General features: G+C 67.4%; 15 protein-coding genes. 8 read left to right on the top strand and 7 right to left on the bottom strand.

Annotated features, from left to right (window positions below; genetic code table 11):
* Positions 1 to 270: 270 nt before the first annotated feature.
* Both EDD25_RS13120 and EDD25_RS13115 read right to left on the bottom strand, forming a co-directional pair.
* On the bottom strand, positions 271 to 3,657 hold the full coding sequence (locus EDD25_RS13120; protein ID WP_134173775.1) for an ATP-dependent helicase: 3,387 nt from the start codon (positions 3,655 to 3,657) through the stop codon (positions 271 to 273).
* A complete protein-coding gene (locus tag EDD25_RS13115) occupies positions 3,654 to 7,136 on the bottom strand; it encodes an ATP-dependent helicase (RefSeq protein WP_134173773.1) in 3,483 nt (1,160 codons plus the stop codon). Before EDD25_RS13115 ends, EDD25_RS13120 begins: the two co-directional genes overlap by 4 nt.
* Before the next feature lie 97 nt (positions 7,137 to 7,233).
* Here EDD25_RS13115 and EDD25_RS13110 point away from each other — a divergent pair, with 97 nt between their 5' ends.
* Together EDD25_RS13110 and EDD25_RS13105 are read left to right on the top strand one after the other, a co-directional pair.
* Entirely contained in the window at positions 7,234 to 7,458 is a 225-nt protein-coding gene (locus EDD25_RS13110; protein ID WP_134173771.1) for a DUF3107 domain-containing protein, read from the top strand.
* Between the two features lie 6 nt (positions 7,459 to 7,464).
* On the top strand, positions 7,465 to 7,782 hold the full coding sequence (locus EDD25_RS13105; protein ID WP_134173769.1) for a hypothetical protein: 318 nt from the start codon (positions 7,465 to 7,467) through the stop codon (positions 7,780 to 7,782).
* A gap of 48 nt (positions 7,783 to 7,830) precedes the next feature.
* On the opposite strand, the gene EDD25_RS13100 is transcribed toward EDD25_RS13105, so the two are convergent.
* Complete coding sequence (locus EDD25_RS13100; protein WP_241986311.1) at positions 7,831 to 8,463, bottom strand: ferritin-like fold-containing protein; 633 nt, start codon at positions 8,461 to 8,463, stop codon at positions 7,831 to 7,833.
* Positions 8,464 to 8,691: 228 nt separating this feature from the next.
* Here EDD25_RS13100 and EDD25_RS13095 point away from each other — a divergent pair, with 228 nt between their 5' ends.
* Positions 8,692 to 10,242, top strand: coding sequence for a DEAD/DEAH box helicase (locus EDD25_RS13095; RefSeq protein ID WP_134173765.1), 1,551 nt, complete (start codon positions 8,692 to 8,694; stop codon positions 10,240 to 10,242).
* Positions 10,243 to 10,348: 106 nt separating this feature from the next.
* Here EDD25_RS13095 and EDD25_RS13090 read toward each other — a convergent pair whose 3' ends face one another.
* A complete protein-coding gene (locus EDD25_RS13090; protein ID WP_134173763.1) occupies positions 10,349 to 11,218 on the bottom strand; it encodes a PHP domain-containing protein in 870 nt (289 codons plus the stop codon).
* Between the two features lie 119 nt (positions 11,219 to 11,337).
* Here EDD25_RS13090 and EDD25_RS13085 point away from each other — a divergent pair, with 119 nt between their 5' ends.
* Together EDD25_RS13085 and EDD25_RS13080 are read left to right on the top strand one after the other, a co-directional pair.
* Positions 11,338 to 12,366 carry an endonuclease/exonuclease/phosphatase family protein gene (locus EDD25_RS13085; protein ID WP_134173761.1) on the top strand — a complete coding sequence of 343 codons (1,029 nt, stop codon included), beginning with the start codon at positions 11,338 to 11,340 and terminating at the stop codon, positions 12,364 to 12,366.
* A gap of 44 nt (positions 12,367 to 12,410) precedes the next feature.
* On the top strand, positions 12,411 to 13,964 hold the full coding sequence (locus tag EDD25_RS13080) for an aminopeptidase P family protein (RefSeq protein WP_198418840.1): 1,554 nt from the start codon (positions 12,411 to 12,413) through the stop codon (positions 13,962 to 13,964).
* Positions 13,965 to 14,037: 73 nt separating this feature from the next.
* Here the strand turns inward: EDD25_RS13080 and EDD25_RS13075 are convergent, their stop codons facing one another.
* A complete protein-coding gene (locus tag EDD25_RS13075) occupies positions 14,038 to 14,589 on the bottom strand; it encodes a YflT domain-containing protein (protein WP_134173757.1) in 552 nt (183 codons plus the stop codon).
* Between the two features lie 56 nt (positions 14,590 to 14,645).
* Here EDD25_RS13075 and EDD25_RS13070 point away from each other — a divergent pair, with 56 nt between their 5' ends.
* The 3 genes from EDD25_RS13070 to EDD25_RS13060 are packed head-to-tail and all read left to right on the top strand — an operon-like array spanning position 14,646 to position 17,674.
* A complete protein-coding gene (locus EDD25_RS13070) occupies positions 14,646 to 15,977 on the top strand; it encodes a magnesium transporter MgtE N-terminal domain-containing protein (protein ID WP_134173755.1) in 1,332 nt (443 codons plus the stop codon).
* Positions 15,964 to 16,533, top strand: a complete 570-nt coding sequence (locus EDD25_RS13065; RefSeq protein ID WP_134173753.1) for a DUF1003 domain-containing protein — start codon at positions 15,964 to 15,966, stop codon at positions 16,531 to 16,533. The genes EDD25_RS13070 and EDD25_RS13065 overlap by 14 nt, the downstream gene beginning before the upstream one ends.
* A 10-nt stretch (positions 16,534 to 16,543) precedes the next feature.
* Positions 16,544 to 17,674, top strand: a complete 1,131-nt coding sequence (locus EDD25_RS13060) for an Mrp/NBP35 family ATP-binding protein (protein ID WP_134175491.1) — start codon at positions 16,544 to 16,546, stop codon at positions 17,672 to 17,674.
* 271 nt (positions 17,675 to 17,945) lie between these two features.
* On the opposite strand, the gene ppk2 is transcribed toward EDD25_RS13060, so the two are convergent.
* Both ppk2 and EDD25_RS13045 read right to left on the bottom strand, forming a co-directional pair.
* Positions 17,946 to 18,776, bottom strand: coding sequence for a polyphosphate kinase 2 (ppk2, locus tag EDD25_RS13050; RefSeq protein ID WP_175182981.1), 831 nt, complete (start codon positions 18,774 to 18,776; stop codon positions 17,946 to 17,948).
* Positions 18,777 to 18,782: 6 nt separating this feature from the next.
* On the bottom strand, positions 18,783 to 22,418 hold the full coding sequence (locus tag EDD25_RS13045; protein ID WP_134173749.1) for a DUF3376 domain-containing protein: 3,636 nt from the start codon (positions 22,416 to 22,418) through the stop codon (positions 18,783 to 18,785).
* Positions 22,419 to 22,440: the final 22 nt, after the last annotated feature.

Here is a 22,440-nt window from a genome sequence, read left to right as displayed (position 1 = left end):
TGTCGTGATGCTCGACGGTCTCGTGGAAACGGTGCACAGCCACACCATGCATCCGCTCTCCCCCGACACCGGGTCGATCCTCGACGTCAGCGATGTGGAAAGCATGCTCAACCAGACTCCGCGCCGGCCTCACGACCACGACCAGCACACGTCGATGCACACCGACAGCTACAACTTCGCCGACCTTGAGTCCGGCGAGTTCGCGCGCCTGAACGACGACGACGACGCGAGCGACGAGCACTCTGCCGAGGGGCGCGAGAGCGGATCGACTCAGTCCGGCGGATCCGCGGCTGGGGACGAGGCGACCGGGCCGATTACGCTGCCCGGCACCGTTGCCGGCTCCGGCACGACCACCGACGACCACGCGCGCACCAGGTCGTCCTCCGAGTAGATGCGATCGGGCGCCACGATGGTGTCGTCGGCGACGAAGTAGAACACGGCGTCGACGAGATCAGGGTCGATACCCTTCCATCGTGCGTAGGCGAGTCGGTAGAGCGCCAATTGCGTCTGCTTGAGTTCAAGGTCGGCGGCATCCTTCGGGGCGCGCCCGGTCTTCCAATCGACCACTTGGTATCCGGCAGCGGTGCGGTACACGGCATCGAGCTTGCACACAAACACCTGCCCGGCCATCGGATGGTGAATTTCAATCTCTACCTCTTCCGGCTGTCGATCGCCCCACGGTGACCGCTCGAACGTGCGCTGAAGTCGCTCGAGCGCGGCCTGTTCGGCCGCAGCCCAGTCCCCTGGCAGCGTGCCGTCACCGGACGCGTCGTCGTCGAGTCCGTCGTCGTCGAGCCCGTCGCGTTCAAACAGGGGCGAGTCGATGAGGTCCGCGGTGTCCAGACCGCCAGCCCGCTGCTCCACCCACGAGTGAAACAGGGTCCCGAGCCGCGTGGCCCGGTACGGTCGTTCCGGCATGGGGCGCCGGAGTGCGGCAGCCACCTTGATGGGATCGTCGACGTAGTCCTTGAATCGTGACGCGGGGATTCGGGTGGGAACCGGGGCGGCATCGATTCCGGCGAGCCGCATCGCCCGTTCCTCCAGCAGCAGGGTCACAATGTGCGACCACCGCGTCTCACGGTCGGGGTTGGCCTCCCTCACACGCTCCGCCGCGGCCTCCACGACCGGGCGACGAGTTCCGAGCGGGTCGAAGGGCCACAATTCGGTGCCGCTGCGATCATCACCGGGCTTCTCGTCCGTCTCGCTCGACTCCGGCAGGGCGGCGATGAGCCCGGCCTCTTCGAGTTCGAGCAGGTAGCGACTCGGTTTGCGTTGGGTGGTGCCATTGCCCCAGAACGAGCCGGTGAGCAACAGCTCCTGCTGGGACCTTGTGGTTGCCACGTAGATCAGTCGGCGTTCCTCGTCGTCGTGGCGAGCGGCGAGCTCCTCCTTGTACTGGGTGAAGGCAGCATTGTAGGACAGCTGGGTCTCGTGTTCACGCCATTCCAGCTCCGGTAGTTCTGAGCGGTCTCCCCGAAAGGCGTAGGGCAGTTCGCCGAAGCGCATCCACCCGCTCGTCTCCCGGCTCTGCGCGGGGAGACTTTTCTCGGTGAGGTTGGGGATGGCCACGAAATCCCATTCGAGTCCCTTGGCACCGTGGATGGTGAGCAGCTGCACCGTGCCCTGCTCCGCGACTTCCAGTCGCGGACCCATGTCGTCGGAGCGTTCGGCTCGACCCACCCAGCGCACGAAACTGGCGAGGGTGCCCTGCTCGTCACCGTCGAGAAAGGCGGACACCGTGTCGTGGAAGGCATACAGGTTGGCGAGGCCGAGCCCGTTGGACTCGTTCGCCACGAGCTCCACGTCGAGCAGCAGCTCCTGCTCGATCAGTCGCACGAAATCGAGCAGCGGCAATCCAGCGCGGGACCGCAGCCAGGCCAGTTGGCGTCCTGCGGTACGAAGGCGCGCCCGGCCGTCATCGCTGAAGGCCGCGAGCTGCCGGTGGGACTCCGCGGCGGTGGCCACAAAGTCGAGCGCATCGACAAGGGATGCGCCCTCATCGACGGCAACGGACGCGCGCAGCTTATCTTTGATCTCCTGCGGAACGGCCTGTTGCGCCCAGTCGTGGGAGGCGAGCCAGCCGGCGACCGCAGAGAGCGCTTGCAGGTCCCTGGCCCCGATACGGAAACGTCCGCCGCTCAGCAACCGCACGAGTTCGCTTCCCGCGCCGGGGTCGTGCACAACACGCAGTGCGCTCACGACATCGGCGACCTCGGGCGTCGACAGCAGGCCGCCGAGGCCGAGCACGTGCGCCCGCACCCCGTGCTCACGCAGGATCTCCGCGAAGAATTCCATGTCTTTTCGGGCGCGAAAGAGCAGGGCACCCGACATCTGGCTCCCCGCCGGCAGTCGCTTCGCGAACCACGCCGCAACGGCCGTGGCCTCGTCGACCATGGTTTCGGCCATGACGGCCTCGACCGTTCCGTTCGCCTTTCCCGGCGGCACCTTGAGGGTGTCGACCTGGATACCGTCGGGCCGGGACCGCAGCGCTTCGCTCAGTGGCGAGACGAGGGCGTTGGCCGTATCCAGCACACTTACCGGGTTGCGCCAGGTGTACGAGAGGCTCATGGCAGGAGCCTGCCGGTTGGAGACACCGGCGAAGTCCTGGGAGAAGCCGAGCAGGTTGGCGGAACTCGCGCCGCGCCATCCGTAAATCGACTGATGCGGGTCGCCGACGGCCATCACCGGATGCCGTGCGAACAGTGTGTGCAACAGCTCGGTCTGCAGCACCGACGTGTCCTGGTATTCGTCGAGGAGCACCACGCGGTACTGGTCGCGGTAGCGGGCCACGACGGCCTCAACCTTCTGGCACACCTGGAGCGCCAGGGCCACCTGGTCGGAGAATTCAATCAGGCCGAGCCGACGTTTCTCGTCGCTGTATTGCGCGGCGAGGTCGGCGAGCACGGCGAGCGGCAGAACGGCCGCGAGGGAGTCCTCGACGCAGCCGTAGGGAATCTTCTTACGTGGGTTACCGTACGGCAGGTCCCGCAGATAGCCGAAGCCGGACGCGAATCCCGTGAGGTCGTGGGGAGCGCGGGCTTCCCCTGGCACGAAGTCGGGTGGATTCTCGGCGAGCGCACGGCTGAGCCCGAGCACGGCATCGGTGACGGCATCGACGTTCCGGCCGAACGGTACGAGACGGCTGTCGCCGTGTTCAACGACCACACGGCGGGCGAGAAGCCAGGCGGAGGTCTCGCTGAGCAGCACCGACTCGGGTTCGCGGCCCAGCAGCAGGGCGTTGTCGGTGAACAGGCGGCTCGCGAAGGAGTTATAGGTGGACACGCTCGGGGTGTTGAAGAGGTCGCCCGCGTCGGCCACGTTCTCGCCAGGTTCCCCGGCCTCGTGCGTGGGCAGCAGGCCGGCCTTGTCGAGTTCGAGGATGCGCTTGTTGATGCGCTCCGAGAGCTCTCCGGCAGCCTTGCGCGTGAAGGTGAGGCCCAGAATCTGATCCGGCCGGGCCTTCCCGTTCGCGAGCAGCCACAGCACCCGGTTCGCCATGGTCTCGGTCTTGCCGCTGCCAGCGCCGGCGACCACGAGCGTGGGTGTGAGGGGCGCCTCGATCACCGCCTGTTGCTCGACGGTGGGCGGCGGCAGCGTCAGGGCCTCGGCGATCTGCAGCGCGGAGACCGAGCCGCTGGGAGGAGTCTGGGGGGTCATGTGCTTACCTGCTTGATCACGTGAATGCGGCACGACCCGTAGGAGCGCGGGTCGAGGCAGTGAGAACTGATCTCGGCCAGGAATGTGGCCGCCCCCATGCCCGCGGCGTCAACGCCGACCCTGGCCCGGAAGACCTCGAGCTGCTCGGGGTCGAAGGCGGGCTGGGTGGGATTGCGGTAGTTCTGCTTATTGGTGCCGGAGGACACGATCACGAGTCGCGCGCCGGCAAGCGACATATCGGCGGGTATCCCCTCGATGACGCCCTCGGTGAATGCGAGCTGGTACGCACCGAGCTGGGGATGGTCGACGACCCCGGCGTCGCTCGTGGGGTCACCCTTGCCGGTCTTGAGATCGACGATGACGGCCCGTCCGTCGCGGAGGCGCTCCACCCGGTCGATCGTGCCCGACAGTACGGCGCCGTCGACGTCGAGCGCGAAGTTGCCTTCGGCGCTCAGCAGCGCTCCCCCGGTGTGTTCAAAGTCGAGCAGGTACGATGCGAGCCGGTCGGTGAGGGCACGCGCCTCGACCTTCTGCACGCGCGACTGCCATTCGGCGTCGAACTGTAGTTCGTCCCAGCGGGCCTCGACGCCCTGCCAGAGCGCGTCGGGGCTTCGAACGGTCGACTCCTCCATGACCTTATGAATGATCGTTCCGAGATTGGCCGCCGTGTTCGATGTGCCGCCACCCACCTGCCCGATCAGCCAGTGCAGCGGGCACGTCTCGAACGCCGACATCCGCGATGGGGAGACTCGCACAGGACCGTCACCCGCGTCCGGGTCGTTCAGCGGCCGCTGGGTGCTCGGTTCGCTCAGGCCGTACCACTCGGTGACGGATGCGCCCGGCACGTTGGCGTCGGCCAGTCGAGTGAGCGTCGCCGCGGCATCCGCTGCCCGAACGCTTCGGTGTGAACCCGACTCTGGCGAGCTTGCCCTGGTGAGGTCGGCGCGCAAACGACCCGCGAGACCACGCAGGGACAGCGGGTAGTGGCTGGGGTCGTCGGGATCGGCGCTGGCCTCGTCGGGTGGTGGGAGCAGGCGCAGGAACGCAGAGGGCTCGTTCTCTTCGCTCTTGATACACGTGACGATGAGTTCGCTGCTCGCGCGGCTTGCGGCCTGGGCGAACATGCGCAGTTCGTCATGCAGCACCTCAAGGCGAGGATCGGTGCTCGCTGCGCTCTCGCCGTGGCTGGCGAGAGCGGCAAGGTCAAAGGCGCCGAGAAGCGATCCACGGATGCGCAGGTCGGGCCAGACATTCGCCTGAACTCCGGCAAGCACCACAATCTCGAAGTCGCGGTTGATTGTTCCGCTCGGGGTGGCCACCACGACAGCATCGCCGAGGGACCTCGGGGCGAGGGTGTCTTCGGGAACGTCGGTGTCGACGAGGTGCTCGAGGAACAGGACAGGGGGTGCGCCCGGCGTGCGCTCCACATAGCGCTGCGCGGCGGAGAAGAGCGCCACGACGGCGTCGAGATTGTGGTTGGCCTCGTCGGCGACGATCCCCGTGCCGGTGGATTGCTCCTTCCATTCCCTGGCGAGGCCGCTGCGCTGCCAGAGCCCCCAGAGGAGTTCCTCGATCGTGGCCCCTGCGGCGTTCTCGATCGCGGCCTGGCGCAGACTCTCGGCGCAGCTCGCGGCGCGACGGGCGGTGCGATTGTCGATGGCGGCAAGCAGGCTCGGCGTGGTGAAGACCGCGGCGAGCAGCTCGTCCGAGGTGCGGTCGCGGCGGGGCGGCGGGGCCGGGTCGGTGGGTGTGTGCTCGTCGGCGTTCTCATCGCCCGGGAGCGACCGGCTCAGCTCCTGTTGGCGCAATGCGGCCCGCAGCCGGCGCAGGGTGATCGGATCGAGTCCGCCGAGCGGGCCGCGCAGCAGCTCCACGGCGGCTTCGGCACCGAGTGGCTTGCGGCCCAGGGTCACCTCAAGGGCGAGAATGAAGGCCCGCACCGCGTAGTCGTCACGCAGGGCGGTTTGCGCGGTCGACACCTGTGTGGGCACCTCGAGGGCAGCGAGCCCGCGGGAGAGCGAGGGGACAAGCGACCCGCTGCGCACGATCACGGCCATCCGGCCCCACGGCACACCATTGAGCACGTGCCGTTCACGCAGTCGCCGCGCAATCACCGCGAGTTGCTCGGCGGGGCTGTCCACCACAAAGGTGTGAACCCGGTCATTGCTCGGTGCGGGCTCGGCGGACGCTGCGGGCTCGGCGGACGCTGCGGGCTCGGCGGACGCTGCGGGCTCGGTCGACGGTTGCCCATCCGGCACCGGCCCGACCGGCCCGGCCGGTTCGAGCGGGGGCGGCGCCGACGCAAGCGTTGCGCCCTCGCTCCGGGCCGCGCGCTGGGTGCCGGCCGCCGCAGTGCCGATGCGATGGCTGATCTCGCGCACGACCCCGCGGATGCCTTCTCCGTGTCGGTACACCGTGGTGAGGACAAGCGCTGGGCCCACGTGCGTGGGGTCTCCGCCGCCGCGGGAACCCGGGGCGTTGAGGTAGGCACCGAGCCGGCCGAGAGCATCCGGGTGGGCGCCATGAAAGGAGCCGGTGCTGATGTCGGGGTCGCCGAACGCGATGACCGTGACGCCGCGGGCCACGAACTGGGCGAGAAGGGTGAGGGCGGCCTGGGTGATCTCCTGTGCATCGTCCAGCACAATCAGGCGCAACCCGGCGAGCGCACCGAGTATGCCCTCTCCCGCGGCCCCGGCCGGGGCCTGCGCCACGACGGCGGCGGCGAACTGGGCCATTTCGGTGGAATCGTATTGGCCGGGACGCGTCTGGTCTTTCACGTCTTCGTAGCCGCGGATGAACTCCGCCGCTGCCACCCACTCCGGACGCTGCTCGCTGTCACCGTACCGGGCCAACGCCGCGGTCGTGACTCCGTACTCGACGGCGCGCATCATCAGGTCACGCAGCTCCGTACGGAATCCGCGCAGGCGGCGCACGTCGGGACCGAGGGTATCGGGCCAGTGCGGCCAGGTGGCCTGAGCGCTCCCTGGCGGGACGTCCGCATCGTGCGCCGATGCAGCGCTATCGAGGTGGCCCTGCAGCAGCTCGGCAATAATCTGGTCCTGTTCACCGCCGGTGAGCAGGGTCGGCGCCGGCCCGCCCGACACGGCTTCCGCATTGCGCACGATCTGGAATGCCACCGAATTGGCGCTGCGGGCGAGCGGGCCATTCGTGGGGATGCCAAGCCTGAGGCCCAGGCGATCCCGAAGAGTTGTGGCGCCGGTGCGGGTGGGAACGAGCACGAGCACCTCGCTCGGCGAATATCCCCGGCCGAGCACACGGTCAGCGACGAGCTCGATCAGGGTGCTCGTCTTACCCGTTCCCGGAGCACCGATGACGGAGCAGGACAGCCCATCGGGAAGATCGATCGCGGCCCGCTGTGAGGCGTCGAGGGTGATCGACCCTGCGACGCCGGGGGCGATGACACCAGAGGACATTGCTTCCTCGGACTCGACGGTGTCGGGAAGATTGGAGGTGTTCACGTTTTCAACGGTATCTGGTTGCGCCGACAGTGAACGGTGTCAGGCAGGCATGCCGTTCTGTCGTAACCTGACGGTTACGCAACGAAAGGCTCATCTGGTGGATATCCGCATTGGCATCTTCAACTCTCCCCGTGAGATTGGTTTCGAAACCTCACAGCCCGCATCCGAGATCGAGGAAGCGGTCGCGGCCGCACTTGCTGCTCAGACCGGGCACCTGACCCTGAAGGACGACAAGGGCAAGGTTTACATCATCCCCACGGTCGGTCTCGCATACGTGGAACTGGGCTCTGAGCAGTCCCGTCACGTCGGCTTCGTCGCCTAACAGCACATGGAACTACTGTTCGTGTCCCTGGGCGGCACGCTTCTGGGACTCGCGGCACGGTATCTGCTGCCCGGTCGGTCCACCCAGGGTTCGGTTCTCGTGCCGGCCCTGGGCACGGTCGTTGCCGCGGCGGCCTGGGTGGCCCTCACCTGGCTTGGGTGGAAGTGGGACGCCGGCGCAATCTGGTGGGTGTCCTTCGTGGCCTCGGCCGTGGCATCCGCTGCCATTGCGCTCCTGCTCGCCCGGCGACGCAACCAGGCTGACCTCGACATGCTGCATGCCGGCATGAACAGCGGCGCACCGGGAAGCCCCCGCACGCACTAACGGCACGCTCACTTCCACCGCCCAGTGCACCTGACGGTGGGTCTGGGTCTAGGCGGTGAGCCCGAGGCCGTCCATGCGGCGAGTGTGGGCGGCGATGATCTCCGTGAAGACCGGCTCGGTGCGCGACTCTGCGAAGACGTCGGGCTCGCATACCGGCATGGCCGAGCGGGCGATGAGCAGAGTGTCGCCCACAAGACGGCGACCCCACATGGCGAGCCGTGAACCCAAGGCGGAGTCGGCGGTGATGGCCATCTGAAGCTCGTGCACCAGTACGGTCGTCCCCGAGTCTTCGCCGAGCAACTGGGCCACTCGGGGGCCCACGTCGCGCGGAAGCCCGTCGGACAGACGCACGAAGAAGTCCTCGAGCAGACCGCCGGTCAGGTAGCAGCTCAGTAGGAGCTCGTGCCAATCGGCGCCCTGGCTCTGCGCGCGATAGTGGTCGAGCGCGGGTACGAACGGGGCCATCGCAACATCAGGCTCGGTGCCGCGGCGGCGAATCTCGGTGATCAGGCCGTGGTGTTTGGAGAGCGCACGACCGGCGGCGGCGCTGAGCCCTTCCTTTGCTGCCAGGTTCGGCGCGGTGGCCACGGCACGAGCAAGGCTTTCGAACTCACCGAGTTCGAAGTAGGCGGCCTGGCCGAGAAAATGCATGAGGTCGGGAGTCAGGGATGCGATATCCACTTTTACGCTCGACTGTGCCACCCCGCGGGCTGTGAGCCGGGGTACCTCCACGCGCTGCGGGCGCCGACCGAACCACGTGACCACGAACCCAGCATACGACCGCGCGCCTGTGGCTGCGGCACACACCGCGCAGTAAGGTGGAAATACGTCGCCGACAAGGATCGGTGACCGGTGCCCGAGACAGAATACGAGCGCACCCCCGTTCTAGTTAATGACAGGCATACATTCGTGACTTTCTCCGAACTCAATATTGACCAGGACATGGTCGACTCCCTCGCAGCCAAGGGAATCCTCGAACCGTTTCCCATTCAAACCCAGACCATCCCCCTCGCGCTGTCCGGTCAGGACATCATCGGCCAGGCCAAGACCGGTACCGGCAAGACCTTCGGCTTTGGCCTTCCGGTCATCCAGCGTCTGGGCTTGAACCCGGAACCAGGCGTTCAGGCGCTCATTGTGGTTCCCACCCGCGAACTGTGCGTACAGGTCTCTGAAGACCTGGTCCTCGCCGCCCGCAACCGGGATACAAAGATCGTCTCCATTTACGGCGGCAAGGCCTACGAAGGTCAGATCGAGCAGCTCAAGGCCGGCGCACAGATCGTCGTCGGCACCCCCGGTCGGCTGCTCGACCTCGCCAACCAGCGCCTGCTGAGCTTCGCCAACGTGCGTGAGATGGTGCTCGACGAGGCCGACAAGATGCTCGACCTCGGGTTTCTCTCCGACATCGAGAAGCTCTTCGCGCAGACGCCGGCCAACCGCCATACGATGTTGTTCTCGGCCACGATGCCCGGACCGATCGTGGCGCTCGCTCGCCGGTTCATGAACCGTCCCGTCCACATTCGCGCGAGCGATCCCGATGAGGGCCTCATGCAGGCAAACATCGAGCACCTCGTCTACCGTGCACACAGCATGGACAAGGACGAGGTCATCGGTCGCATCCTCATGGCCGAGAGCCGCGGCAAGACCGTCATCTTCACGCGCACCAAGCGTGCGGCGGCGAAGCTTGTCGAAGAACTCGGCGACCGCGGTTTCAACGCCACCGCGGTGCACGGCGACCTGAACCAGGAACAACGCGAGCGCGCAATGGCCTCGTTCAAGGCGGGCAAGAAAGACATCCTCATCGCGACGGATGTTGCGGCTCGCGGCATCGACGTCGAAGACGTCACGCACGTCATCAACCACACGATCCCGGAAGACGAGAAGGCGTACCTGCACCGCGTGGGTCGCACCGGTCGTGCGGGCAAGACCGGCATCGCCGTCACCTTCGTCGACTGGGATGACATGCACAAGTGGTCACTCATCAACAAGGCCCTCGACTTCGGCCAGCCGGAACCGATGGAGACCTACTCCTCGTCACCGCATCTCTACACCGACCTGAAGATCCCTGCCGGGTCGAAGGGCCGTCTGCGAGCCACCCCGGTGAAAGAGGCTGCCGCCGGCGCACCCGCAGGCCGCGCGGGTCGCGCGGAGTCCGCTCGATCCAGTGCTTCCCGTTCCGGGTCACGGTCGGGTTCCGGTCGTGGTGACGCGGGCCGTGCCGATGCCGCTCGCGGTGGTGCTCCTCGCACCGAGAGCGTTCCGGCGAATGACGGCGCCGAGCGCTCCGGCCGCAGCCGTTCGCGCACGCGAGTGAGTCCCACGACCAATCCGAATGCCCCGGCCGCGACGCCGGCGGCGGGAACCCATGACGGCGGAGGCGCCGAGCACCACGACGGCAATAGCGCGCCGCTGCGCCGCAGCCGCACCCGTCGCCGTTCGCCGCAGTCCGGCGGCGCCGTTTAGGCCTTCACCGCAGCGTCTTCCCCGCAGCAGCACCGCGCATCACCGTCGCCGCTCCCGCCTCGCCCTCACCGGCGCGGCAGGGGCGGCGTTTACTGTGCCCCGGGCGTCAGCCGTAGATGGGGACGCAACCGCGTCCCTGTTCAATGATGCGGTCGAGCACCTCGGGCGCGGTGGTGTTCTCGCCAAGCCGGTTGGGCTTGCCGGTGCCGTGGTAGTCGCTCGACCCGGTGACGAAGAGTCCATATTTTTTGGCAAGTTCGGCCAGATGCGCGGTGGCCTCCGGGCGATTCTCCCGATGCTCCAATTCGAGGCCGAATAGTCCGGCGTGCGCGAGCTTGGCGAGGCGGGTCTCAGGAATGACTTCCACGGCGCCACGCGTCGCGGGGTGCGCGATCACGGGCACTCCCCCGGCGGCGCGCACCAGTTCTACGGCGCGCAACGGGTCCGGCGCATAGTGCGGCTGGTAGTAGCCGGACTTCCAGTGCAGGATTCCAGCGAAGGCATCGCTGCGCGTGAGGGCGTGGCCGCGAGCCACGAGCGCGTCGGCGATGTGCGGCCGACCCACGGTGGCATCGGCCATGGTTTGAGCAAGAACATCGTCCCACGTGAGGGCGTAGTCGAAACCGATGCGCTGCACCATCTGCTCGGCCCGCGTCAGTCGAGCGGCGCGAATACGCGCGATCTCCGTGACGATGCCGACATCCGTTGGGTCGAAGAGGTAGGCGAGCAGGTGAACGCTGGAATAGTCGACCCTGGTACTGAATTCCATGCCCGGAATCAGGGTGATGTCCTCCGTGATGGCCGTTTCGGCCGCGTCGTCCCACCCGGCAGTCGAATCGTGGTCGGTCAGTGCGACCGTGCCAAGGCCTGCCCGAGCCGCAGCACGAATGAGTTCGGCGGGGGTTTCTGTGCCATCCGACACAGTCGAATGCGTGTGCAGATCGATGGGGGCACGAAACCGACGGACGACTGGCATGACCCCATATTAGTTGACGGTGCGCGGGGTCTCCTGTTCGGCGAGGATCACACCGGGGCCGCCGTGTGGCGATCGGACCCGGGCACTCTGTCAGGCTGCGCGTTTATCGTAGCTAATCTATGTTCACGCGAATCGTACGTTCCCTGGTCGCGGTCGCGGCGGCTGCGACCCTGCTCGTGTTCGCATGGCCGCAGGCCTTCGGGCTGCAGAACACCTGGGTGATCGCGCACGCCGTCTCGTTGCGGGGCCTCGCCGTAGTGGGGGCCGGGTTCCTGGTTCTCCTTTTTCTCCTGCTGTCTCGATTCCGGCCCTGGCGGCGCACAATGACGGTCTTCATTGTGCTGACATTGCTCTTCGGTGTGGCCAACGTGGGAATCCTGGCGTCGCGGGGTCTCGGCGAGGAGGCCGCGGCGCAGGCAACGCCGGCGTCGGACTCCGTGACGGTGCTCAGCTGGAACACCCTCGGCGACGCACCCGGCGCTGCGGCGATCGCGAAACTCGCTCTCGAACAGAACGCCAGTGTCATCACACTGCCGGAGACGACGCAAGAGGCCGGCATCGCCGTCGCCGAGGCCATGCGTTCCGGCGGGCGGCCGATGTGGGTGCACACGCTCGCCTTTGACGAGATCTCGAAGGCGCGGTCCACGACGCTGCTGATCAGTCCCGACCTCGGCGATTACACCGTGACCAACGAGGCAGGCTCCGGCCCTCCGGGCAATACGAACGTGCTCCCCACCGTCGTGGCAACCCCCGTCAATGGCGTCGGCCCGACGATCGTGGCGGTGCACGCCGTGGCACCGATCGAATTCGAGATGTCCAACTGGCGGTCCGATCTCGACTGGCTCGCGGACCAGTGCCAGAACGACAACATCATCATGGCCGGCGATTTCAACGCCACCATTGACCACATGAGCGGGCGCGGGTCTGAAGACGGGGCCGTGCTCGGAAACTGCCACGACGCGGCGTTGTCCTCCGGTTCGGCCGCCATCGGCACCTGGACGACAAAGATTCCTGCGCTCCTCGGCAGCCCGATCGATCACGTGCTGACGAGCTCGAACTGGACCGTCACCAACATGCACGTGATCACATCGCTCGATTCCGCGGGCAGCGACCACCGGCCCATCGTCGCCACGTTCACCAGCCAGTAAGCCAGCGGCCCGCTCCCGCGCAGGGGTCAGGTGACAGTGCGACAATGGGGCGTATGGCTGATACCACCGCAACCGCGATCACCCCGCCCACTCGCTCGAACGAGAACCGGTCCACGACACCGGGTTCAGAGGGTTTCAAGGCATTCATCTCATCCGGCTGGGCCGAGCGAACCGAAGTTCTCCCCCCTGCACGCGAGCAGGCCGCCTACGCCGCCGCTCGTCGTGACCGTCTCTCGGCGCAGTACCCCGGGCAGCGACTCATCGTTCCCGCCGGTCGCCTCAAGCAGCGCTCCAACGACACCGACTACGCGTTTCGTGCGCACTCGGCCTTCGCGCACCTCACCGGTTGGGGCAGCGACGCCGAGCCCGGCGCGGTACTCGTGCTCGAACCGAACGGGGCAGCGGGCCACGACGCCACCGTTTACTTCCGCGAGCGCGCCGGACGTGACTCTGACGAGTTCTACGCCAACCCGGACATCGGTGAATTCTGGATCGGCCCGCGTCCCTCCATCGCGCAGGTAGCCAGCGACCTCGCCATCACCGTGCGCGGCATTGCAGACCTGGCCAGTATTTTCGCCATCGTGGACGGCGAGACCCTTCTGCTGCGCGAAGCCGATCCCACGGTCACCCTTGAGGTCGACGAGGGCCGCCTGCGCTATGTTGCGGAACGCGTTCTCGATTCCAATGCCACCGACAGCGCCTTCAGCGTCGAGGTGAACGGCCTGCACGAGGTCGACGACGACTTCGCCCGCGCCGTCTCGGAGCTCCGCCTGGTGAAGGATGACTGGGAGATCAACCAGATGCGCCTCGCCGTTGACGCGACCGCGCGCGGCTTCGACGATGTGGTTCGCGACCTGCAGGACTCGAGCGCACATTCCCGTGGCGAACGTCTCGTCGAGGGCGTGTTCAACACCCGCGCACGCAGCGATGGCAACGCCGTCGGCTACGACACGATCGCGGCATCCGGCCCGCACGCCTGCATTTTGCACTGGACCCGCAACGACGGCCCCGTCACCCCGGGAGACGTCATCCTCCTCGACGCCGGCGTGGAGCTCGACAGCTACTACACTGCCGACATCACCCGCACGCTCCCGGTGAACGGAACCTTCACCGAGGTGCAGCGCCTCGTGTACGAGACCGTGCGAGAGGCAGCGGATGCTGCATTCGCCGTGGCGGTTCCCGGTGCAATCTTCCGTGACGTGCATGCCGCCGCCATGGCGGTCATCGCCCGCCGCACCGCAGAGTGGGGCATGCTGCCCGTCACGGCGGAGGAGGCTCTTCTGCCCCACAACGGTCATCACCGCCGCTACATGGTGCACGGCACGAGCCACCACCTCGGCCTCGACGTGCACGACTGCGCCAAGGCTCGCCGCGACATGTACATGGATGGCGTGCTCGAGCCCGGCATGGTCTTCACGATCGAACCTGGACTCTACTTCCAGCCCGATGATCTCACCGTGCCGGCCGAGTTCCGCGGAATCGGGGTGCGCATCGAAGACGACATCCTCATGACGGAGACCGGCGCGGAGAACCTGTCGGCAGCTATCCCCCGCTCCGCGGACGACGTCGAGGCCTGGATCAAGGCGCTGCGCGCGTAGCGACCGCCACCGCCACCGAAATCGGTGGCCGCTACGGTAACCGGCGTAGCGGCCACCGAAACCGGTCGCGGTACTACTCGGCGGGCGGGCCCAGCGGCGGGTCGGACGGATGCGCGGCGGGCGGAGCCACAGCCTCTCCCTGGCCGTGCAGCAGGTTTCGAGCCCGGTTCAGCCGCTCGATGCTCACGATCACCTGGTAGTTTTCGGCGATGACCTGCTTGGTCGAGGTGAAGTCCCGTCGGCGACGGTTGATCGAGTAGCTCACGAGTGCAAACAGCATGCCGAAACCCGCCCCGATGAGCAGCGCTGCCGCCACGAAGGGCAGGCTCGATCCGGTGGGCGAGAAGATGAAGAGGAGAAGTCCGAGGAAGATTCCGAGCCATGCACCGGACGCTGCACCTCCGAAAGCCACTCGGCCGTAGGTGAGTTTTCCGGTTACCCTCTCCACGCTCTTCAGGTCGTTACCCACGATGGCGAGCTCTTTCACAGGGAAGTCGAGCTTGGCCAGGGTGTTGACCGCGTCCTGCGCCTCGGCGTAGGTCTTGTAAGTGGCCAGAACTTCGCCGGTGGGCAACGCCGGAGGAAGAAGTCTGCCGCCTCGACCGAAGGGACTCTGATTGGTCATGCCGTCATTCTTCCACGGTCGTCAGAATTCTCGGGCTGGTGGCCTAGATTTGTAGGGTGAGTGCCGCGAGAGTTTTTGTTGCCCGTTTGGCCGGGTGCACCGTCTTCGACCCCGCGGGTGACCGCGTCGGCAAGGTGCGCGACGTTCTCGTTGTCTATCGAAAAAGTCATCCGCCTCGCGTTGTCGGTCTGATCGTCGAGATCCCCGGCAAGAGGCGCGTGTTTGTGTCCATTGGTCGTGTCTCGAGCATCGGCTCCGGCCAGATCATCACGACCGGCCTCATCAACGTGCGCCGCTTCGAGCAGCGCGGCGGCGAAGTACGCGTCATCGCCGAACTGCTGGGGCGCAAGGTGGCGTTCAACGACAACACGGGCGATGCCACCATCGAAGACGTGGCGATCAAGGAAACCACCGAATCCGAGTGGGAGATCACCCAGCTCTTCGTGCGGCGCCCCAAGACGAGCGCCTCCCCCTTCGCCAAGGGCATCACGACTTTCGCCACGTGGGCCGAGGTCCACGAGAAGGCGACGGCGGGCCAGGCCCAGTCCGCCGAGCATCTCATCGCCACCTACTCCGAGCTCAAACCCGCCGACCTCGCAAATGCACTGCTCGACCTGCCCAGGGAGCGCATGTTCGAGGTGGCGAGTGAGCTGCCGGACAACCGTCTCGCGAACGCGCTGGAGGAGATGCCCGAATCCGACCAGGTCGGGATCCTCACCAGCCTCGGCGACGCGCGCGCCGCCGACGTGCTCGACCAGATGGAGCCGGACGACGCTGCCGACCTCATCGCCCAGCTCCCCGAGGAACGCGGCGAACAGTTGCTCGATCTCATGGAGCCCGAAGAAGCCGAAGACGTTCGTCTGCTCCTCAGCTACGCCCCCGACACGGCCGGCGGGCTCATGACGACCGAACCAGTGATCGTCTCAGCCGACGCCACCGTGGCCGAGGGGCTCGCACGCGTGCGCCGCCACGACCTCGCGCCCGCCCTCGGTGCCGCGATCTGCGTCACCCTGCCCCCCTACGAGGCGCCGACCGGCCGCTTCCTCGGCATGGTGCACTTCCAACGGATGCTGCGCTACCCGCCCCACGAGCGACTCGGCACGCTGCTCGACCAGGGTCTGGATCCCGTACGCGCCGATACCTCAGCGGCCGAGGTGTCCCGTATCCTCGCGAGCTACGACCTCGTCTCCGTTCCCGTCGTTGACGACAACCACCGTCTCGTGGGAGTCGTCACGATCGACGACGTGCTCGACTACCTGCTGCCCGACGACTGGCGCAGCCAGGACAGCGACGACGACATTGGACGACGTGCCGCCGCCCGTAACGACCTGAAGACGGGCAGCATCCCGCTGCCCGGGACACGGAGAAGCGCCCATGGCGAGAGCTAGCCGGTCCAACCTCAGGCTCGACGCGCCGAAGGGGCTGCGCACGACGCCGCTCGTCGGCCGCTACCGCGGTGCTGCTCGCAGCGACCGGTTCGGGCGTTTCACCGAGGCGATTGCCCGGGGCATGGGCACGCCGTGGTTTCTGCTCGGCCTCACGGTCTTCGCCGTGGCCTGGATTGCGTGGAACACCCTCGCCCCGGTGGCCTGGCGGTTTGACTCCATCTCCCTCGGCTTCATCGCGCTGACCCTCGTGCTGTCGATGCAGGCATCGTATGCCGCCCCGATGATTCTGCTCGCGCAGAACCGCCAGGACGACCGTGACCGGGTGCAGTTCGAACAGGATCGTCAACGCGCTGAGCGCAACCTGGCCGACACCGAGTACCTGGCCCGCGAGGTTGTTGCCCTGCGCATCGCCCTCAAAGACCTCGTGTCGAAGGATTTCATCAAGAGCGAGCTGCGTGCGCTGGTTGAGACCCTCGAGCAACGACAGGCCGACGATGACTCCGAAACCAACGACACTCCACCACGCACCCCACGGGGACGCCGCGCCCTTGACTGACGTGACACCCATGACGGCCCGGGTGCTCCGCGCCCTCGCCGGCGTGACCGACCCCGAGATCCGCAAACCCATCACCGAACTCGACATGGTCTCCGGGGTGACCGTCGGCGACGACGGCCACGTGAGCGTGGGCATCCTCCTCACAATTGCCGGCTGCCCGGCCGCCCAGAGCATCGAGAGCAATGTTCTCGCGGCGGTGGAATCCGTGGCGGGCGCCGGTAATGCGAGCGTCGAGGTCGCCATCATGACCCGCGAGCAGCGCGAGGCGCTCACCGAGAAACTCCGCGGAGGCAAGGCAGCGCGCGTCTTCCAGTTCGGGCCGGAGTCACTCACCCGCGTGTACGCGATCACGAGCGGCAAGGGCGGCGTCGGCAAGTCGACGATTACCGCCAACCTCGCCGTGGCGCTGGCCCGGCAGGGACTGCGGGTGGGCATCGTCGACGCCGACGTGCACGGCTTCTCCATTCCCGGTCTGCTCGGGCTCGTGCATGACGGTCTCGCCGTGAAGCCGACCCAGGTGGGCGATATGATTCTCCCGCCGATCAGCCACGACGTGAAGGTCATTTCGATCGGCATGTTCATTGACGATGCCTCGGCAGCCGTCGCGTGGCGCGGGCCCATGCTGCACCGCACGATCAACCAGTTCCTCACCGACGTGTACTTCGGTGACCTAGACATTCTCCTGCTCGACCTTCCCCCGGGGACGGGCGACGTGGCCATCACCGTGGGCCAGCTCCTCCCCCACGCCGAGGTCATCGTGGTGACCACCCCACAACCCGCCGCCGCAGACGTGGCCGAGCGCAGCGGCATCGTCGCCCGCCAGACCGGCCAGAAGGTCTACGGCGTCATCGAGAACATGAGCGGCCTCACCCAGCCGGACGGCAGTGTGCTCGAACTCTTCGGCTCGGGAGGCGGCGCAGAGGTGGCCGGCAGGCTCTCGACGGGACAGGACAGCCCCGTGCCGGTGCTGGCCCAGGTGCCTCTGAGCATGGCCCTGCGCGGCGGAGGCGACGAGGGCCTCCCCGTGGTCATCGCCAACCCCGATGACGCTGCAGCGGTGGCCATCACGGCCGTCGCCACCCGCCTTGCCACCCGCGCTCGCGGTCTCTCCGGCCGTAGCCTCGGCATCACTCCCCTGTAGCGTCCCGGCCGGTGCAGCGGCCGGGGCAGGCGACCTGGACTGGCGCTATAGCGGCCTCGTTTCTCGCCCAGCCCGTCATCGCCGTCCAGGCCCAGCTCGACGTGGGGGTCATCACGCCGTGGAACCACCCACTGGCCGTCTCCGCGATGGACGTGATTCCGGCCCTCGTTGCGGGCCGCTTCAGCTTCCCCGCACGGGCCGCGAATTCAAGGCGCTCGCCGGTCCGCTCCTGCTGCTCGCCCGGGTGCTGAAGGGCCTCAGGCTGCGCTGATCACTGCCCGTCCTTCGACGGGATGAGCGCGGAGGCGATGTCGGGCACCGGGTTCATCTCCTCGCGCGGGGGCCGCTCGTAGTCAACGCCCTTCGGCCGGCTGGGAATGTGAATCTTCGGCGGATCGGTGCGCTCGAACGGTACGAGCGATAGCAGGTGACCGATGACGTTGAGCCGGGACGCCCGTTTGTCCTCGCTCTCCACCACCCACCACCGCGCCTCGGGAATGTCGGTGTGCACGAACATGTCGTCTTTGGCCTTGGAGTAGTCCACCCACTTGGTGATGGAGAGCACATCGGTCTCCGACAGCTTCCACCGGCGCATCGGGTCCTTCTGCCTCGAGCGAAAGCGACGCTCCTGCTCACGGTCAGAAACCGAGAACCAGTACTTTACGACGAGGATGCCGTCTTCGACGAGCATCCTCTCAAAAATGGGCGCCTGGTGCAGAAAGCGGTGGTATTCGTCATTGGTGCAGTAGCCCATGACGCGCTCGACGCCCGCGCGGTTGTACCAGGAGCGGTCCATGAGCACGATCTCGCCGGCCGCCGGCAGGTGTTCGATGTAGCGCTGAAAATACCACTGGCCACGCTCGCGTTCGGTGGGCATGGGAAGCGCCATGACCCGAGCGATGCGCGGGTTGAGATACTCCGTGATCCGCTTGATCGCCGATCCCTTGCCTGCCGCATCCCGCCCCTCAAAGATCACCACGATCCGGGCACCCGACGCCTTGACCCACTGTTGCATCGTCACGAGTTCGGCCTGAAGACGGCTGAGCTCGCGCTCATAGGCGGCTAGCGGCACCCGAACCGGTCTCGATGTTTTGGTCGACATCGACCCCTACCTTTCTGTCACGCGGCGCGTGAGATCTTGCGGTTCATACTGCGGCAACCAGGCCAGGAGATCCGGCAGCCACCACTGAACCGTACCGCTCACGAACAGTGCGCAGCTGATTCCGACAATGGACAGAGCCACGGACTCGTTCCAGCCCGGTAGGCCGAGCAGCGCCGCCGCCACGAGCCAGGCGGCTCCCGCCGCAGCGGATGCCTGCACCAGCCACGACACGAACCCCACCACGCTCGTCAGCACGGCCCGGGGAGACGCAGCGTGCCAGCCCGCCTGCCAGCCCCAGTTCACCACGAGCGAGACCAGCGCGGCGCTCACGGCGACCAGCAGCGCCCCCGGCTGCGCCGTGAGAGAGGCGATCCAACCGCCCAGCGCGCGGGAGGTGAGCGGAACGATCAGCAGCACGAGCAGCCCGGTCACGCCGAGCGCGGTGTCACGGAACAGGTAGCCATTGGACTGGGGCAGGGTGCCCACGCGCGCGGCCACGTTGAGGAAGGCGCCACAGCCGGCCAGAACCAGCACGAGCGCGGCAGGGGCAGCGATCACGCCGGGGTAGGCCAGAAGACCGGCGGAGACATACCCGCCGCCACCGATCATTCCGACCACACACCAGAAAATGGCGAGGCGACGCTGCCGCCGAACCTCGGTGGCGCGGTCCGACCCGGCGGATGCGTCGAGCCCGACGACAATGTCGATGATCGTGGCCCACTGGGCAAACGCATGCACGCTGCGGTAGCCGGCGAGGGCAACGCCGAGCAGCGCCACTGTGAGCAGAAGGATCGAGAACACCGGGGCACCCGTGAAAGCGCCAGGGATCATGGCGGCGCTGGAGGAGAGGGCGAGCGCTCCTCCGAGAACGGCGGCGACCGCGAGCGCGCGCGGAAGATCGAGCACGACCGGGGCGAGCACACCGACGGGGCGCAGGAGCCAGTTCACCACGTGCATCCACGCCGGACTGCCCCACCGCGTCAGGGCTCGAGAGGCCACACGCACGGCGCGCGAGCCGACGGCCACGCGGTAGCCCGGCTCGAGATTGCCGAGCGAATCGGCACCACGAGCCAGCCCCGCCCGAATCTCGTCCGGGGTACGCACCCTGCCGGGGGCGCTGCGGGTCACGGGCGCCCACTCCTGGTGCGCCTCCGCCTGGAGCAGGATCTCGTCTTGCACGAACAACACAGGATCAGGCTCGGCGTCACCGTTCGAGTCGGGCGGTAGCGGCGCGTCGATGGGCAGGGCACGCAGGAATCGGGCAACGCCGGCTCCGGCATCCAGCCGTCCCCACCACCAGTCGTTGAGCCGCCACTCGGAGCTGAGAAACCCCGAGAGGCTGGCCAGGTTGGCTCCGTTGAGTTTGGCGACCGGTCGCAGCACGTCGTCGCTCAGCAGCGAGTCGATGACCACCGGCTGCAGCTGGGTGGCCGGAAGCGTGAGCGCCGCACGCAGTCCCTCTCGCAGCTGAGCGCGCAGCAGAGCGACGAAGGCACGGTGGTGTGCCGGATGCTCGCCGGCGGAGACACTCCAGAAATCCAGGGTGAGCAGGGGTTCCCGAATCCCCCGGGCCGCCGTGAACGCGCACGTGTCGAGGGCACGAAGGCCGCTGCGCCGTGACAGGCCCCGCCACGGTGATTGAGCCCACTCGGTGCTCGATGCAATCAGCGCGTCTTCGGCGGGTATGCGCTGCAGTACGGCCACAATCCGGTCGAGCAGCGCCCAACCGGGCGACACCGCGCGCTGCCGTAGCCACTCCGCGCGCACGACGCCGGCGATGCGCTGCGCGTTCGACCCGTCAGGAAGCGCGTTGACGTCGGCGACCACACGGGCGAGCACACGATCCCGCGCCTGTTCGGCCTCATCGAGCACGCCATAGACCGCAACGCGCACGTCGCCGACCGTGGGATAGTCGGCGCAGTCGATCATGATGCCCGTGTGGGCGACCTGTTCAAACCGGGCCCGTTCCAGGGACTGGATCCAGGACAGCAGGTTCAGCGACGCCTGGTGGAGTGCCTCCGGCCCCGCGCACACCGGATTGTCCCGCAGCTGTTGCTCGCCGCCCTGGGCCGCGAGCTCGTCGTAGTGCACCACCATGTCCTTTTCGAGGGCGGTCAATTGGCGCAGCTCGAGGGCCGTCGCGACCGCGCGCCCCTGTTGGTCGGTACCGAGCTGCCAGACCGCCGGGTCGAGCAGCACCCGCGTCAGCAGGTCGAAATCGGTTGACGCGCGGTACCGTACCCAGGTGCGGAGGGCGGTCGCTGTGCCCACGAGCGTGAGGTCGGCGACAAGCACGGCCAACGCCTGGTCTCGGCCCTGCTCCAGGATGAGCTCCCGCCGAAAATCGTCGAGGGTCTCCGCCTTCGCATCGCCGGATTCCCGCCCGAAGCTGATGGCGAGCGCGCCACCGATCACGTTGAGCGCCAGTGAGAGCCGATCGGTGCGAGGCGGTATCTCCGTGACGGCGAGGTCGGATGGCGGCAACATTCCGGTGTAGGGCTCCGGCACGTGCGGTCGAATCGACAGGGGCCCTTTCGGGTTAAGGTAGATCAACGCCCGACGAGAATGCACGGATGACGGCATGTTGCGAATTGCCCGGTAGGCGCGATCGATGGGGATGTTGTCGGTGAGGCCACCGTCGATGATGCGGAACGGCACGTCCGTGGCGGTGCGGTGGGCGTGAAAGGCGAAGCTCATGTCGATGCGATCGTCTGGGGGGCTGGTCGTTGACGTCGCCACCGAGAAGATCAGTGCCGGTTCGAACCCGCCGGGAACGGATGAGGTGGCCCGCGCCGCGTAAGCCAGGCGGGCGAGGCTCTGCTCGCGCTCCGGCGACCCGAACGGTGGGATCGCGCGCCGGTATTCCTTCCGCTCGGCGTCCTGTGCGGCGTAGGGGTCTTCCTCCGCGTTATCGGGATGAGCGGCGCCCACGAAATGAAAGTGGCCCCGGCCCTCCCTGGTGCCGCGGTCGGGCCCGTCTTCCCGGTCAAGGACCGTCGCTGACAGGTCGACCACGACCCGGTCCGCGCGATGAGGCCCGCTCCCCGCGGCGATGTCCGGGTCGTAGTAACCGGACAGGGCGTTGTTGATCGCGCGTGCGAAGTAGTCGTCCCCCCGCAGCGGCGCAAGAATCGGCCGCAGCCCGGCCCGCTGGAACAACCGCCACATGCCAGCACCGGCGACCCAGGTGTGCAGCATCTCGTCGGGGGCCGCGCCGTTGCGCTGCGCGGCCGCGTAGGTAACCGCGTTCAGTCCCCCGGCGCTGGCTCCGGCGAGCACGTCGAGTTCCACGCGGTCAAAGCCGCGGGCGGCAAGCATGCGTGCGTAGAGGCCGGCCCGCGCGAGCACATGGGCGTCCAGCACATGGTCACGGGTGGCGGAGCCGGGGTCGGCGACGAGCATATATGCGGCCATGCCGTTCGCCTTGCGCACGAGGCGCAGGCGGCGCAGGATGTCGAGTTCGGCGACGGTGCCGCCGATCCACACCGCGAGGCTCACACCACCGCGCATGGCGAGCGCGAGGCGCAGGGTGCGGTCATAGGGCCTCGCCTGCGTGTCGTCGAAGGGCTCCGGCACAAGCTCGGGCGGCGGGTCGTCCTCCCGCAGCCGCACCCTCACCGCGAAGCCGACCGGTTGGGTCATCTGCCACCCGCTTCTCTGGAGT

Origin of the sequence: Cryobacterium psychrophilum (assembly GCF_004365915.1) — a bacterium.
GTDB lineage: Bacteria > Actinomycetota > Actinomycetes > Actinomycetales > Microbacteriaceae > Cryobacterium > Cryobacterium psychrophilum.
The sequence above is the reverse complement of the archived record's forward strand: the minus strand, read 5'-3'. Positions and strand labels throughout refer to the sequence as shown.

Coding starts and splice junctions, on each gene's coding strand:
- EDD25_RS13045 (WP_134173749.1), bottom strand. CDS start 22,418: ATGACCCAACCGGTCGGCTTCGCGGTGAGGGTGCGGCTGCGGGAGGAC.
- EDD25_RS13080 (WP_198418840.1), top strand. CDS start 12,411: ATGGGGCGTATGGCTGATACCACCGCAACCGCGATCACCCCGCCCACT.
- EDD25_RS13060 (WP_134175491.1), top strand. CDS start 16,544: ATGACGGCCCGGGTGCTCCGCGCCCTCGCCGGCGTGACCGACCCCGAG.
- EDD25_RS13085 (WP_134173761.1), top strand. CDS start 11,338: ATGTTCACGCGAATCGTACGTTCCCTGGTCGCGGTCGCGGCGGCTGCG.
- ppk2 (WP_175182981.1), bottom strand. CDS start 18,776: ATGTCGACCAAAACATCGAGACCGGTTCGGGTGCCGCTAGCCGCCTAT.
- EDD25_RS13120 (WP_134173775.1), bottom strand. CDS start 3,657: ATGACCCCCCAGACTCCTCCCAGCGGCTCGGTCTCCGCGCTGCAGATC.
- EDD25_RS13090 (WP_134173763.1), bottom strand. CDS start 11,218: ATGCCAGTCGTCCGTCGGTTTCGTGCCCCCATCGATCTGCACACGCAT.
- EDD25_RS13075 (WP_134173757.1), bottom strand. CDS start 14,589: ATGACCAATCAGAGTCCCTTCGGTCGAGGCGGCAGACTTCTTCCTCCG.
- EDD25_RS13065 (WP_134173753.1), top strand. CDS start 15,964: ATGGCGAGAGCTAGCCGGTCCAACCTCAGGCTCGACGCGCCGAAGGGG.
- EDD25_RS13105 (WP_134173769.1), top strand. CDS start 7,465: ATGGAACTACTGTTCGTGTCCCTGGGCGGCACGCTTCTGGGACTCGCG.